Origin of the sequence: Anoxybacteroides tepidamans, assembly GCF_014201465.1 — a bacterium.
In the GTDB taxonomy this organism is placed as follows: domain Bacteria; phylum Bacillota; class Bacilli; order Bacillales; family Anoxybacillaceae; genus Anoxybacteroides; species Anoxybacteroides tepidamans.
On the sequence record NZ_JACHEP010000010.1, the window covers coordinates 1 to 14,908 of the forward strand.

At 42.0% G+C, this 14,908-nt stretch carries 12 protein-coding genes and 1 pseudogene; 10 read left to right on the forward strand and 3 right to left on the reverse strand.

Features of this window, described 5'->3' with window-relative positions; translation table 11 throughout:
- Positions 1-223: 223 nt before the first annotated feature.
- Positions 224-1,251: pseudogene (locus HNQ34_RS09840) on the reverse strand (IS30 family transposase); the annotation flags it as partial.
- A 277-nt stretch (positions 1,252-1,528) separates the two neighbouring features.
- Positions 1,529-1,654 carry a hypothetical protein gene (locus HNQ34_RS17725; RefSeq protein ID WP_281375972.1) on the reverse strand — a complete coding sequence of 42 codons (126 nt, stop codon included), beginning with the start codon at positions 1,652-1,654 and terminating at the stop codon, positions 1,529-1,531.
- A gap of 258 nt (positions 1,655-1,912) precedes the next feature.
- Between HNQ34_RS17725 and HNQ34_RS09845 the strand changes: the two genes are divergently transcribed.
- The 5 genes from HNQ34_RS09845 to HNQ34_RS09865 all read left to right on the forward strand — a co-directional run bounded on the left by HNQ34_RS09845 (position 1,913) and on the right by HNQ34_RS09865 (position 7,808).
- Positions 1,913-2,452 (forward strand): helix-turn-helix domain-containing protein, encoded by a 540-nt coding sequence (locus HNQ34_RS09845; protein ID WP_183254051.1) that lies wholly within the window; start codon positions 1,913-1,915, stop codon positions 2,450-2,452.
- Positions 2,453-2,514: 62 nt separating this feature from the next.
- Positions 2,515-4,557, forward strand: coding sequence for a hydantoinase/oxoprolinase family protein (locus HNQ34_RS09850; RefSeq protein ID WP_183254052.1), 2,043 nt, complete (start codon positions 2,515-2,517; stop codon positions 4,555-4,557).
- A 6-nt stretch (positions 4,558-4,563) separates the two neighbouring features.
- A complete protein-coding gene (locus tag HNQ34_RS09855; protein ID WP_183254053.1) occupies positions 4,564-6,300 on the forward strand; it encodes a hydantoinase B/oxoprolinase family protein in 1,737 nt (578 codons plus the stop codon).
- An 18-nt stretch (positions 6,301-6,318) separates the two neighbouring features.
- Positions 6,319-6,654: a cupin domain-containing protein gene (locus tag HNQ34_RS09860; RefSeq protein WP_183254055.1), complete on the forward strand. Its 336-nt coding sequence runs from the start codon at positions 6,319-6,321 to the stop codon at positions 6,652-6,654.
- Between the two features lie 68 nt (positions 6,655-6,722).
- A complete protein-coding gene (locus HNQ34_RS09865) occupies positions 6,723-7,808 on the forward strand; it encodes a M24 family metallopeptidase (protein ID WP_183254057.1) in 1,086 nt (361 codons plus the stop codon).
- A gap of 71 nt (positions 7,809-7,879) precedes the next feature.
- Here the strand turns inward: HNQ34_RS09865 and HNQ34_RS09870 are convergent, their stop codons facing one another.
- Positions 7,880-8,515: an FMN-dependent NADH-azoreductase gene (locus HNQ34_RS09870; protein WP_183254059.1), complete on the reverse strand. Its 636-nt coding sequence runs from the start codon at positions 8,513-8,515 to the stop codon at positions 7,880-7,882.
- Positions 8,516-8,934: 419 nt separating this feature from the next.
- Between HNQ34_RS09870 and HNQ34_RS09875 the strand changes: the two genes are divergently transcribed.
- The 5 genes from HNQ34_RS09875 to HNQ34_RS09895 all read left to right on the forward strand — a co-directional run bounded on the left by HNQ34_RS09875 (position 8,935) and on the right by HNQ34_RS09895 (position 14,795).
- Entirely contained in the window at positions 8,935-9,237 is a 303-nt protein-coding gene (locus HNQ34_RS09875; RefSeq protein WP_183254061.1) for an ArsR/SmtB family transcription factor, read from the forward strand.
- 543 nt (positions 9,238-9,780) lie between these two features.
- Positions 9,781-10,731 (forward strand): LLM class oxidoreductase, encoded by a 951-nt coding sequence (locus HNQ34_RS09880; protein WP_183254063.1) that lies wholly within the window; start codon positions 9,781-9,783, stop codon positions 10,729-10,731.
- Positions 10,732-11,251: 520 nt separating this feature from the next.
- Positions 11,252-12,649: an acetaldehyde dehydrogenase (acetylating) gene (locus HNQ34_RS09885; protein WP_183254065.1), complete on the forward strand. Its 1,398-nt coding sequence runs from the start codon at positions 11,252-11,254 to the stop codon at positions 12,647-12,649.
- 360 nt (positions 12,650-13,009) lie between these two features.
- On the forward strand, positions 13,010-13,618 hold the full coding sequence (locus HNQ34_RS09890) for an IS607 family transposase (protein ID WP_183254067.1): 609 nt from the start codon (positions 13,010-13,012) through the stop codon (positions 13,616-13,618).
- On the forward strand, positions 13,611-14,795 hold the full coding sequence (locus HNQ34_RS09895; RefSeq protein ID WP_183254069.1) for an RNA-guided endonuclease InsQ/TnpB family protein: 1,185 nt from the start codon (positions 13,611-13,613) through the stop codon (positions 14,793-14,795). The genes HNQ34_RS09890 and HNQ34_RS09895 overlap by 8 nt, the downstream gene beginning before the upstream one ends.
- Positions 14,796-14,908: the final 113 nt, after the last annotated feature.

Consider the following 14,908-nt stretch of genomic DNA (forward strand, 5'->3'; position numbering starts at 1 on the left):
TACCGCAAACAACAGGGGTGGCAAGCTTTTTTTATCATTCATTGCGTAAAATCAACAAAAAATCGGGGTACGTCTTTAAAACTTTTGACAGTACCACCACTTTGCACGGAGTGGCAGGTATGATAGCCTTGTTGACCCGCAGTGAGCTCCCTTCAAAGCTGGTTTCCTAGCAGGGGAGTCATGCCTGCAGGAGCTCCGTGTCAAGCGGTTAAAGATAACAGGCTTATCCGGCTAAGAGAGCCAGTTCTTCTTGAAAGCATTCTGCGTGTGTCTTATAGCTGAGGATCTTATGTGATAGTTGGTTACAGTATCTTTCCACATAGGAGATCGTCGCATTCGACAAGGAGGGAATCGCTTTTCCCTTGGGGACAAAACGCTGGATGAGCCCATGTGACACTCATTCGTTCCTCACAGGAGAGGGAGGTATAAGGATGAGTAAAGTACACCTCGGTTCCTTCCTTCTCCATGGCGAGGTTCAGATCCGCAAATTCCGATCCATTATCGGCCTTAACGGTTTTAAATACGCTGAAGAACAAAGAGCCATAGACCTTTGTGAGTTCGACCATCGCTGTATTGACACTCTTGCTCGCTTTGGATGAAATCTTGAGGATGATCTCATTGCGCGTCTTTCACTCTGTTAGGGTGAAAAGAGCCTCATCCTAGCCTTTTTTCCCGATGACCGTATCGCTTTCCCAATGGCCCAATTCTTGTCGTTGCTTGACTTTGATCGGACGCTCCTCAATACTATGTCCCAGAACCCGTTTGTGTTGGCGGGAACGTTTCTTCTTCGTGTTGAGGCGAACTTTCATGGGCAAATCCATGTTTTTGATGCTCGGGAAGCCTTAGTCAATATAGTGATACAGTGTTTTTGTACAGACGGTCGTCCCCACGAAGAGACCATGCCGTTTCACATAGCCAGAAACGGCGTCAGGGGACTATTGGTCATCCAAGATCTTGGATTCCGCAAATTGGACAGACTCAATGGCTTGATTCAATTTCATCTTTTTCTCTCCACAAGCCTTTCGATTCTCTTCGTACCGGAGTTGCCCTGTTTCGGGGAAGCAGGTCTGAAATGTCTTCAGATCCGATGTAATTTGAGTGACCGGACCGTTCTTCAACTCCCATGAAATGGTGTTCTTATGGCAACCCACCACATCGACCTGCATGGATTTTCCTTCCGTATGGAGTGCGGCAATTTTTCCGCGCCAATAAAGCGGTTAGATGTTTAAACGTCCGTTTCGTTGGGGTAGAATGAGATAGAGGCTATAGATAAACCCTCCGTACGATTTTTGTTTTCGTCGACTTGATTTTATCTATAGTTTTTCACGTTTTTAGCCTCGTTGCCTTTAATTATACATCTAGCCAAAAAGATTCCCCTTAAAAACGCCACCGCTTTGGAAGCAAATCGTTGATAGAGTCCTTCACTTGTTAGGGAGCATGCATGCCAAAGCTCTAAATTCGTACATAGTCGGACAAGGGGTGAGGACCAGCGAAGCATCCTCCCCATGTACATAAGACAAAAAACGCTTCAGCCGTTAAAGAGCGTTGTCGTTGAATAATTCCCCACTTCACAAGCCATATGATTTAACTCCTTTGCGGATAACCATTGGCGAAGCGTTTCGATCCATGGTTTCGTCGACCAAGTGATGTGCATAAAAAACACCTTTTCTAGCTTTTGATTTCGTTAGAAAGGATAATAACTTTTCGTCGTCACTATAAAGTATTTTTTCTAAACTTGATGACTATGGGCTAATTCTCCCGACATACTGGATTGTCCGGTTTTTATTTTCAGTTATATGAAAAAATTATGCAGAAAATTTTGATAAAGTGTTATTTTTTGAATTGACGTTACAATTATTTTTGTATATAATAGTTCCATAAGAAAAAAAGAGAAAATAAATAGGAGATGAACATGGAAGAAATATATAAAAAAATCAGAGATATACGTAAACAGCGTGATTTGACACTGAAAGAGCTAAGCGAAAAAACAGGGCTGTCTATCAGTTTTCTCTCTCAAGTTGAGCGGGGCTCCACTTCTCTTGCCATTACGTCTTTAAAGAAAATCGCTGATGCTCTTGAAGTTCCAATAACAGACTTTTTTGAAAATGAAGAAAATAAGAATTTTGTTGTCAAGCTGGAAAGTCAAAAACCATTCCGAATAGAAGATTCAAGCGCGGAGTACATTCGATTGGGAGGAAATTTCAGTGGAAGATCACTGGAACCACTAATTGTAACCTTGGCACCAGGATTTCAGGGCGATGTATTTAGCCATCCTGGGGAGGAGTTCTATTACATTCTAGAAGGGGCAGTAATTTTTAATGTGGATGGGAAAGAGTATTTAGTTAAAGCTGGAGAATCAATTCATTTTCCATCCAGTTTGCCACATTCTTGGTCTAACCCGTTGCCCCATAAATCAAAAATCCTCTCTATTACAACACCAGCTATTTTTTGAAATAACTGGTGTTATATAAAAATTAACAAAATGTTACTTTATAATTAGGGAAGGTGTTTTTTATGCGCGTAGCAACTGATATTGGCGGAACATTTACTGATCTTGTCTATTTGGATGAAAACGGTCGTATCGGAACTGCTAAAAGTGATACGACTCCTCCTAACTTTGAACAGGGAGTTATCGATGTTATTAAGAAAAGTGGGATTTCTCCAGAGGCGATCACCACGTTTATTCATGGTACAACCGTTATTATTAATGCTTTAACGGAGCGTAAAGGAGCAAAAACTGCATTGATTACGACCAAGGGATTTCGTGATGTCCTTGAAATCGCCCGTGGGAATCGCCCGGATCTATTCAATGTCCGCTATAAAAAGCCGACGCCTTTTGTCCCTCGCTATCTGCGCCTCGAAGTCAGCGAACGCTTGAATTATAAGGGAGAGGTGATTACCGAATTATCTGTGGAAGAAGTAAAGGCAGCCGTTGAGCAGTTGAGAAATGAAGGAGTAGAGGCCATTGCTGTTTCATTCTTGCATTCCTATGCGAATCCTCTGCATGAAAAGTTGGCAGTAGAAATAATTAAAGAGGTTTGGCCAGAAGTTGCTGTAACCGCTTCCCACGAAGTAACCAGAGAATGGCGTGAGTACGAACGTACTAGCACGGCTGTATTAAACTCTTATGTCAAACCGATTGCATCTTCTTACATTGATAAATTGGACAAACATCTTCAGGAAATCGGAGTCACCGGAAACAAATACATCATGCAGTCCAATTCTGGAACGACGACCTTTGAACAATCGAAAGAAACCCCAATCAACATGGTAGAGTCTGGTCCTGTAGCTGGTATTTTTGGTGCTGCCATTTTAGGGAAAATCCTTGGAGAAAAGAATATTATTGCCTTTGATATCGGTGGAACGACCGCTAAGTGTTCTTTGATCGATAACGGGGAAGTGAAAGTAACAACGGAATACAAAATTGAAAGAGATGACCGCAATGCTGGATATCCAATTAAGGTACCAGTGGTTGACATCGTTGAAATCGGCAACGGAGGAGGTTCCATTGCATGGATTGATGATGCAGGTTCGCTGAAAGTTGGCCCGCAATCCGCAGGAGCCATGCCGGGTCCGGTAGCCTACGGCCGCGGTGGTGAAAATCCGACGACAACGGATGCAAATCTCGTAACAGGACGTCTATCGCCTGAAAATTTTCAAAATACAGTTAATATGGATGCAGTTAAGCAAGCGATTGATGAAAAAATAGCGAAACATTTTGGTATCTCCGTGGAAGAGGCGGCTCTCGGTATCATTCGTATTGCCAATTCCAACATGTTGAATGCATTAAAATTGATTTCCGTTCGCAAAGGATATGACCCTCGTGAGTTCTCTTTAGTGGCATTTGGCGGCGGTGGTCCGATGCATGCTTTAGCCCTAGCCAAGGAATTAGGGGTGAAGAAAGTGATTATTCCGGTTGCTGCTTCCGTGTTCTCAGCATGGGGCATGTTGATGACTGATCTCCGGCATGACTACATTCAAACGTACATCCGTCGAGTAAACGAGTTGAATTTAGATGAATTAAATAGCGAATGGTATCAATTAGAGGAAGGAGCCCTAAAGCAGTACTCCCAAGAAGGAATTACTGAAGATAAAGTATTATTTGTTCGCTATGCCGATATGCGTTATGTTGGTCAAGAGCATGCTGTTAAAGTTCCGGTACCAAACGGTGTCATGGATGAAGCAGCTGTTCAGGAGATGGTTTCCCGTTTCCATAACCTTCACGAGAAGCACTACACATTTAAATTAGATGGAGCGCCAACAGAAATTGTGAACTTGCACCTGACCGCATTCGGTGTGGTACAAAAGCCGGAGATCGCTCGACTAGAAAACGTAGGAGACAATGCGGGAGAAGCATTAAAAGAGGTACGCCCAGTTCTGTTCGAAGACCATGGATGGATTGATACTAAAGTCTATTCCAGAGAAGTTCTAAATGCCGGCAGTGTGATTGAAGGACCTGCTATTGTTGAAGAACAATCCTCTTCTACTGTCATTTATCCTAGACAAACTCTAGTTGTAGACGAATACGGCAACTTAATCATTAACACGGGGGTGTAACGCACAATGGAGGCTAAAGTGAAGCGTGATCAATTTACACTTGAGATCGTAAAAGATTCGTTAATTGCTATCGGGGAAGAGATGTTCCACACGCTCGCCCGGACCTCGATGAGCCCTATTATTTATGAAGTGCTTGACTTTGCGAGCGGGTTGACGGATGCAAAGGGTCAACTACTAACCCAAGGAAACGGGGTTACCGGATTTATTGGGATGTTAACCTTTATGGTGAAGCAAACATTGGAGAAGTTCGGTAAAGAGGGAGATTTGAAACCTGGAGATATTATTATCATCAATGATCCATACGGTGGAGGGGGGTCTCACTTATCAGACGTCGGGTTGGTTATGCCTATCTTCTATGATGGAGAGCTAGTAGCTTTTTCTGCAAACAAAGCTCATTGGACGGAGGTAGGTGGTAAAGATCCGGGTTCGTGGACAACAGATTCAACCGAGATTTTCCAAGAAGGACTTCAATTCCCGTGCGTAAAATTGTTCGATGAAGGTAAACTTAATCAACCATTGGTAGATATCATCGCTGCGAATGTACGCTTCCCGGATTTGTCTCTCGGGGATATGTGGGCTCAAGTGGCAGCACTTCGTACCGGTGAAAAGCGCTTCCGTGAGCTATGTGATAAATATGGTAAGGACGTGGTGATGGATTCGATTGACCATCTTTTGGGGCATGGTGAACAACTCGCCTTAAAGGAAATTGCGAAACTACCTAAGGGTACGTTTGAAGCACAGGACTTTATTGACGACGATGGTCTTGGAAACGGTCCTTTCAAGGTTCAAGTGAAGGTAACCATCACGGATGATGAGTTTATTTGTGATTTCCGTGGAAGTCACCCGCAAGTACTTGGTCCGGTTAACTGTTCTTATACAGCGCTTGTTTCCGCTGTACGTACGATTTTCTTAGCCGTGACCAATCCTTCTCAAGATGTGAATGATGGGGTATTCCGACCGTTGAAAGTCATCGCGGATGACCGCTCTATTTTCTCTGCGGAACGTCCTGCTGCCGTATCTACGTATTGGGAAACGATGCTATACGGTGCTGACTTGGTTTGGAAAGCTCTTGCGCCTGTCGTTCCTCACCGTTTGAATGCCGGACATTTATTATCTGTTTGTGGTGTGGTTTTGTCTGGTATTCATCATGATACGAATGAGCCGTTCCTAATCGTTGAGCCTTCCGCCGGTGGTTGGGGGGCCGGAGATGGTTTGGATGGAGCATCGGGGCAATTCTGCATAGGCGACGGTGAAACTTATAACGTACCTGTAGAAGTGGCCGAAACACGTTACGGTATTATGGTTGATGAATACAGCCTTCGAACGGACGGTGCGGGCGCTGGTGAGTTCCGGGGAGGTTGTGGAGTTATCCGCTCATATAGGGCAATGACTGATGGTCAAACTGTTACAGCTACTTTCGGACGTCACAAATTCCTGCCGTGGGGCTTTAGCGGTGGGCACGATGGTTCTCGTAACGAAATTGTAATTGTAAAAACAAATGGAGAAGTAGTTGGACCGTTTGGCAAATGTGCACGTTTCCCGCTCAATAAAGGTGATGTAGTTCGTTTGATTACCGCTACCGGAGGCGGATATGGAAATCCTCTTAACAGACCGGCCGAAAAGGTTGCTTTGGATGCAAAGAACAGCTATATTTCTGTCGAACAAGCAAAAGACATCTATGGCGTCATTCTAAATCCAAAAACATTTGAAGTGGAAGGCCTGACGCCGGTACGCAAAAAATAAAGGGAGAGACATTCAGCTATGATCGTAGTTAACACAGGGTCAGTCAAACCGGACAATCGCCCAGCGGTATCTTTAAAGACTCTATTTTCTGAAAAGGATTTAAATGGCGGCAGAGCCAAATTTGGTGTGATCACCATTCCTCCTAAAACAAGAATTCCATTGAGTGGGACGGGTTGTCATGAGGAGGATGAGTATTCTATTGTCATAAAAGGATCCATTATTACTTGGAGTAATAATCAAGAATACCGGCTGAATGCCGGAGACGCATCCTTAATTCCCGCTGGAGAAGCCCACTGGGCTTATAATGACGGGGATGAAGAATGTGAGATCGTCTGGGTGCTTGTAAAACGATGAACAGTTAAAGGGGGTGTCATCTTCGTGGACAGCCCCTTTAACTCCTTACAGGGAGGATGTAAGTATAGATGAGTGTATGTGTTCAAAGAATGAAAAAAGCGCAAGCGATTTTGGAAAAGAACGGTTGGGAGGCGGTGATCGCTTCTTCTCCAGCAAATTTTTTCTATTTTACAGGAACTTGGCTGGATTCTCATGAAAGACTTCAGGCTGTCGTTATTCCGAGAACGGGATCGGCATCGATTATTGTTCATGAAATGTCACGGGAAGAAATTTCACTGCCAGATGAAGTACAGCTGATCCTTTGGAAAGACGGGGAGTCTGCTGTAAAAACTTTAGCCGGGCTTTTACCGGAATATGGTGTGGTCGCTGTAGATAATCAGTGGCCCAGTGAAAAATTGATTGATCTCATGTCCATTCGTAAACATCTTTCATTTGTTAAGAGTACACCAGTCATAGGTGCTCTTCGTTTAAGGAAAGATGAAACAGAAATTGAACTTTTACGAAAGTCAGGAGAAATCGCCGATCGTGTGATGAAAAAGATCATTTCTTTTGTAAAGCCAGGGATGACAGAGAAGCAAGTAGCTGATGAATTAAAAAGGCTCTTTCAAATAGAGGGTGTTGAAAGACTATCCTTTCAACCTATCATAGGAGCAGGAGCCAACGGAGCCATTCCTCATCATCAATCCGATGAAACTCGCCTTACCGAAGGGGACATGATTGTGATTGATATGGGTGGAATTAAGGATCACTATTGTTCAGATATGACCCGGACAATTGTTATAGGGGAACCGACAGAAGAAATGGTCAAGGTGTATGAAATTGTACGCAAGGCTCAGGACGAAGCGGTTAAAGCGATTAAACCCGGTGTCCCAATGAAGCTCATTGATCAAGTTGCTCGTAGCATCATTTCCGAAGCGGGGTACGGGGAATTCTTTACACACCGAACCGGTCACGGATTAGGAATTGAAGTTCATGAGGAGCCATACTTGACTTCGAATAATGAACAGCTTTTGGAAGAAGGAATGGTGGTGAGCGTCGAGCCGGGCATCTATTTGAGCGGGAAGTTCGGAGTAAGAATTGAGGATATTGTTGTTGTAACGTCAAACGGTGCGGAAAGGTTGAATCATTTTCCGAGGGAACTGATAAGAGTATAAAAACCTGTATGGAGATGGGGCTGTCTCAAAGGGTCATTAAATCGACCTTTTTGAGACAGCCTCTTGATCATTTAAAAAGTATGAGCTAAATCTTTTGCTCGTGCAATGGCATTTTCCTTAATTTCTTGTGCTTTATCAGGCATTGCGGCATGCCCTTCAACAAATAAACCTTCAAAAGAAGGAACGCCAAAAAATTGCATGACTGCACCTAGATAGCGGTGCCCCATTTCCATTTCAGCCGCTGGGCCTTCTGAATAAAAACCTCCACGAGCTTGAATATGTAAGGCTTTCTTATCAGTTAATAGACCTACTGGCCCTTGTTCTGTGTACTTAAATGTTTTACCAGCAACGGCAACAGCATCAATATATGCTTTCATGACTGGTGGGAATGAAAAGTTCCACATAGGAGTTACAAATACATATTTATCTGCTGAAATAAATTGTTCACATAACTCTGACAGCCGGCCGACTTTTGCTTTCTCTTCAGAAGAAAGTTCTTCAAACCCTTTCCCGGATTGAAGTTTCCCCCAGCCGCTTAATACGTCGTCATCGATTTGTGGAATGTTTTCTTTAAAAAGGTCAATATGCACAATTTCGTGAGTTGGGTTTACTTCTTTATAAGTTTCAATAAAAGCCTTTCCTGCTGCCATGCTATAAGATTGGGTGTCATCAAGTGGATGAGCTGTGATGTACAATACTTTTGCCATGTTGTCTCTCCCTTTCATGTAGTTTTAGTCATTTTAGTTTGCGATTAATTTACCCAACTTACCCAGCAAACTTTGAATTAAAATATTTTTAACCAGAGATAAATATATTATATGCGACATTGTTTTTCAACTAATTTGCATTCTATATATAGACCCCCATGCCGAAAAAATTCAATAAGGAGTTTCTCAAGTGATCCCAGACCGGTTAATGATGGGGAATTAGGGATGAGTTAGATATTGTCGATTTCTCAGCGATATGCTAATCTATCCATACATGTGCCTCCTTGTCTGGGTAGCTTGGTCATACAACAAATCGACTCATGTTTCTTTTATGACTAAAATGCATGTTAGTGGATTTACTCAAGTACCGTAATGTAATATAAAAAATAAGATTGAATTTGATGAACTTGGAGGTAGCAATGGAACTTTTGGAGGTATTTAAAGCCTTGTCCAATGAAACAAGGTTGCAGATTGTACAGTGGTTGAAAAATCCTGAAATTCACTTTCCGAAGCCGCAACACGGGGATATACACGAGGACGGGGTTTGCGTGAGCGACATCCATAAAAAAATTGGCTTGTCACAATCGACTGTGTCCCTTTACCTATCCATACTGCAAAATGCCGGATTAATCAAGGCAAAACGGGTTGGACAATGGACTTATTATAAACGGGATGAGGAGAACATCAAAAAAATCATTGAATTGTTATCGAGGGATTTATAAATCAAAACCCTCACTTATCACTTAAATCGTAAGCACGATTACAGAGGCACTTACGATGTTTCCAATCCCTTGGGGACAAAACTTTTTCACCTAAAAATCACTTTATTTATTAATTTTTAAAAAACGGAACTCACGAAAAAACGAGTATCCCCCTGATGTGTCAATCCTGTATAAGGGATTGGTATGATCTATTGGGAGTGCACAAACTCTTGTAAAATCAACATTGCTAAAAGCTTATTAAAATTTTGTTGTTGATTTTTTTTATTTTTTTTTATATTATTATATCGATAATTCTAGATATTTATAAAAACAAGATATCCATAGATGGTTATTTTTTACATTATTATATCGATAATTCTAGATATCTGTAAATATAGATATTGAATAATGAGTATAAACTGATTTGGTAAACATAAATGACGTATACCGTTTGACTGTTGAGTTGTTCTTTCCTTTGGAGTCGTATGAAGGTAGTATTCCAGAGGTGGGCATTGAAAAGCAGTTTGAACTGGCAAAAAGAAATGTAGATGTGGAGGAACGATGATGAACCGATTTGATAAGCATAAAGGATATTCACGCATGTTTAAAGAAAACCATCTGACTCTTGGGCTGTTTTTCCCGATCGAATCATACGAGGGCAGCATTCCGGAGATGAACATTGAAAAGCAAATGAAACTGGCAAAAAGAGCGGAAGAGCTCAATTTTGCAGCATTGTTCGTCAGAGATGTTCCGTTACATGACCCGTATTTTGGGGATGTAGGCCAAATTTATGATCCATGGGTCTATTTAGGGTATATAGCCGCCCATACTAAAAACATTGCTTTGGGCACCGCAAGTATTATTTTAACATTGCGCCACCCTTTGCATATTGCGAAAGCAGCCGCTTCCGTCGACAAACTATCTGGCGAACGCTTGATTCTCGGGGTGGCGACTGGAGATCGTCCGATCGAATTTCCAGCTTTTTCAGTTGATCCTGAGAAGCGTGCCACTTTGTTTCAAGAAGCTGTATTGGTAATGAAAAAAGCGTGGAAGGAGAACTTTCCTACGATCCAATCACCACGAGTCCATATGCTGAACGGGGATCTTTTGCCTAAACCGCGCCTGTCGGACATTCCGGTGCTAGTAACCGGCCACAGTTCTCAATCCGTCGAATGGATTGCCGAAAACAGTGATGGTTGGCTGTATTATCCACGAAATTTGAGATTCCAAGCGGAACTTATTAAAAATTGGCGCTCTCACACTGATGAGTTTAAACCATTCAGTCAGTCCTTGTATATAGATTTGATGGAGGACCCAAATCATCCGCCAGTCTCTATTCATTTAGGATTCCGGGTTGGACGCAATATACTCATTGAATTCCTTGAAAGTCTGAAAAATGCGGGCGTCAATCACGTGATGATCAATTTAAAATATGGCCATCGTCCTGTGGAAGAAGTAATTGAAGAATTAGGAGAAGAAGTTGTTCCGCACTTTCCAGCACTGACCGAAAAGTGACTTAGTAAATCGTAATGTTTCACGAAGAAGGACTGGGGTGCATTACCGTCTTTAAGAATATCATTATTCATGGGGACAGATAACGATATTTTTTTAAGCGTTTACATTGGACATGAAGGAGGTGATAAATCACAAAAGCACGAGTGTTGATTATCTATTATTTTACTTAAAAATACAGAATCGTATGGCTGAACACAAGCTTTTCTGCCACATCCCTCGAACAAGAACGCCAGCGGGCAAATTCATTTGCCCGCAAAGCGTTCATTGTTCGAGGAGGGCATGCGTATAGCATGCCCAGTCGGCAAGCGAATCGCTTGCCGACTTCGGCAGAAAAGCTAGGAATAGAGCCATCCAAACTGGTTTTTATTGGTTAATCAACACGCCTGTCGCAAAAGATAACCTGCTGCTAGTACGAACATCGAGAAAAAATAATCGTCCGATGTCGTGGGACGAAATAGTTTTATCAGTTATAGTAGAAGCCTGTGAAGATAAGAATCAAAGGGAGAGGAGACGGTCAAGCATGATACGGGATATTGATTTACAATCGATTCAAGAAGTAAGGGACTACCTTGAGCAAGCGAAATCAGCGCAAAAAATTATCGAAAAAATGACACAAAGCGAAATTGATAAGATTGTTGAAAACATGGCGAAAGCGGCACGTGAGGAAGCAGAACGACTAGCGGCTATGGCTGTAGAAGAGACTGGGTTTGGTAAAGTTGCCGATAAAGTCGTGAAAAATTTGTTCGCTGCTAACGACGTTTACAACGCCATTAAAGATATGAAAACGGTTGGAGTGATTCGTCGCGATGAACAAAATCGCGTATGGGAAGTCGCACACCCTGTAGGGATCGTTGCAGCCATCGTCCCATCTACAAATCCAACGTCAACAGCCATCTTTAAATCACTAATCGCAGTTAAGGCAAGAAATGCCATTGTTTTTAGTCCGCATCCATCGGCTGCCAAATGCACAGCGGAAGCGGCAAAAATCATGCAAGAAGCAGCGGAGCGCGCTGGAGCTCCAAAAGGTCTGATTTCTTGCATTACGCAACCGACATTGGCTGCGACGAATGAATTAATGAGACATAAATTAACAGACGTCATCCTTGCAACAGGCGGCATGGCTATGGTAAAAGCGGCTTACAGTTCTGGAAAGCCTGCATACGGCGTAGGGCCTGGGAATGTACCAGTCTATATTCATGAAAGTGCCAATATTGCCAAAGCTGTTCAACAAATCATCCAAAGTAAGACTTTTGACAACGGAACCATTTGCGCTTCCGAACAAGCACTGATAGTTGAAGAATCTATTAAAGCACAAGTTGTTTCTGAATTGAAGAAACAAGGAGCTTACTTCTTAACTGAGGAGGAAAAACAGAAGGTAGCCTCCATCATTATGGTAAATGGGGCGTTAAACGCAAAGATCGTTGGAAAATCGCCGCAAGTAATTGCGGAAATGGCTGGAATTGAGATTCCATCGGACGCGAAGTTACTTGTTGCCGAAGAGACTAACGTAGGAAAAGAATATCCATTCTCAGTAGAAAAATTGTCTCCAGTTCTAGCTTTCTATACTGTAAAAGGTATGGAAGAAGCAAGCGCTATTGCTGTAGCGTTGCTTGAATTAGGTGGACTAGGTCACACTTTAGGAATTCATGCTGAAGACGAAAAGGTAGTAGAAGCGTTCACGATCGATAAGCCAGTTTCACGTGTAATTGTAAATTCTGGTACGACATTTGGCGGAATCGGTGCCACTGTGGCAATCCAGCCATCCTTGACATTGGGATGCGGTTCGTTTGGTAATAACATTACTTCTGACAATATTGGAGCTCAGCATCTGCTCAATATTAAACGTGTGGCATTTGGAATTCGCGAGATGCCGGAACAAGAAACAAATTTGAATGAGGAAAATCCTGCACTAGTCTAAAAAAAGCAATAAAAACAAACCCAGTGATAAACTGGGTTTGTTTTTATTTGAGATGTTATTGCGGTATAGTAGGTTTCCGAATGTAAGGCAGCATGAGCAATCTGCTTGGCACGGAAGATGCCAGGGAATTCGGTTTGCTGCAGATCATCTTTTTTGTGCCGTTCCGTTCGATAAGTGAACAGAGATCCACTTAACTGTGTCGTCAACTTGAGTTGCATTTCGTTTAGCCGTAACATAAGTCATAAGAAGTAAAACGAACATGGAGGTAAACCAACAGTTAAATAAATTTTATAATTTTTTATAAAATTCTATATACAATTTTTGTTTTTGCGACATAATTGTATATAGAGGTGATCTTGATTGAAATATTATAGCATTGGCGAATTTGCTAAACGGATCGGCAAAACACAACAAACATTGAGAAATTGGGACAAAAACAATGTTCTAAAACCTGCGTATGTCGCACCATCGGGGTTTAGATATTATTCAGAACAGCAACTTCATCAAATTCTTGGCATAAGAAAACCTATTCTTCCTAAAAAAGTTATCGGTTATTGTCGAGTGTCAAGCCAAAAACAAAAAGATGATTTGGAAAGACAAGTGCAATATGTTAGAGAATACATGATTGCGAAAGGTTATCAATTCGAGATCATCACGGATATAGGTAGTGGAATCAACTATAACAAAAATGGCTTAAACAAACTGATGGATATGGTAACGAATGGAGAAGTTGAAAAGATCGTCATTCTTTATAAGGATAGGCTTGTTCGGTTTGGCTTTGAACTGATCGAAAATATATGCAATAAATACGGAACGGCGATTGAAATCATAGACCACACAGAAAAGACCGAAGAACAAGAACTTGTCGAGGATTTGATTCAAATCATCACCGTTTTTAGCTGTAAACTACAAGGAAAAAGAGCGAATCAAGCCAAGAAAATGATTAAGGAGCTGACTGAAAATGATTAAGACGTACAAAGTCATGCTTCTGCCCAACCATAAGCAAAAGACAAAGCTATTTCAATGCGCTGGTGTTGCCAGATGGGCATATAACTTTGCATTAGCACAAGAACAAGAAAGCTATAAGCAGGATGGTAAGTTTTTAGGTGATCGCGAAATAAGAAAAAGGCTGACGAAGCTGAAACAAACGAAAGAGTACGGTTGGCTGAATCAATTCTCGAACAACATCACAAAACAAGCGATCAAAGATGCGACAACTGCCTACAAAAACTTTTTTGAAGGACGGGCCAAGTTTCCAACGTTTAAAACAAAAAAACGAACGCGACCAAGCTTTTATCAAGATACCGCAAAAATCAAAGTGACCGATACGCACGTGAAGCTAGAGAAACTCACACCTTCGAAAAAGAAAAACAAACAAAAATTCAATTGGATTCGTTTGGCGGAACGAGGTCGTATCCCACATGGAAAACATGTAAAATACGTGAACCCACGAATCGTGTTTGATGGGTTGCATTGGTTTTTAACAATCGGTGTAGAAGAAGTCGAAGTGAAGCATGAAACGTACACGGAAGGCATCGGGATTGATTTAGGAATAAAATCTCTAGCTACCGTCAGCAATGGCATGGCATTTCCGAATATCAACTATACGCCGAAAGTGAAAAAGCTTGAAAAACAAATCAAGCGACTACAAAGAAAACTGTCGCGAAAATATGAAATGAACAACATTCAAACAGAAGGAGGTGAATTCCGTTACAGAAAAACGGAAAACATCAAGAAACTTGAATTCCTTGTGTTGAAAAAACGCCGAAGGCTGAAAAACATACAGCTAAACCACACCCACCACATCACAACAGCGTTGGTGAAAACCAAGCCAGCGTATGTCGTGATGGAACATTTAAATACAAGTGGCATGTTAAAAAACAAAAAGCTATCCAAAGCGATCCACCAACAAACATTCCACGAGTTCAAACGACAAATGACGTACAAATGTGCATGGCATGGCATCGAGTGGATCGTGGCAGATCGTTTTTATCCTTCCAGCAAAAGGTGCAGCAATTGCGGTCATGTGAAAGAGAAACTTTCTCTATCCGAACGAATATACCGCTGTGAAGAATGTGGGATGGAAATCGATCGCGATGTAAATGCGAGCATCAACTTGAAACAATATGCCGCATCCATCATATAGCACGACATGTACCCATACGTTAGTGGGGAAGTAAAGCCTTCGGAGCGCCACATAAAACGAGAGTAGCTTTGGCGAAATCGGGCGCGATGAACAAGGAAGGAAACGTAAACTTT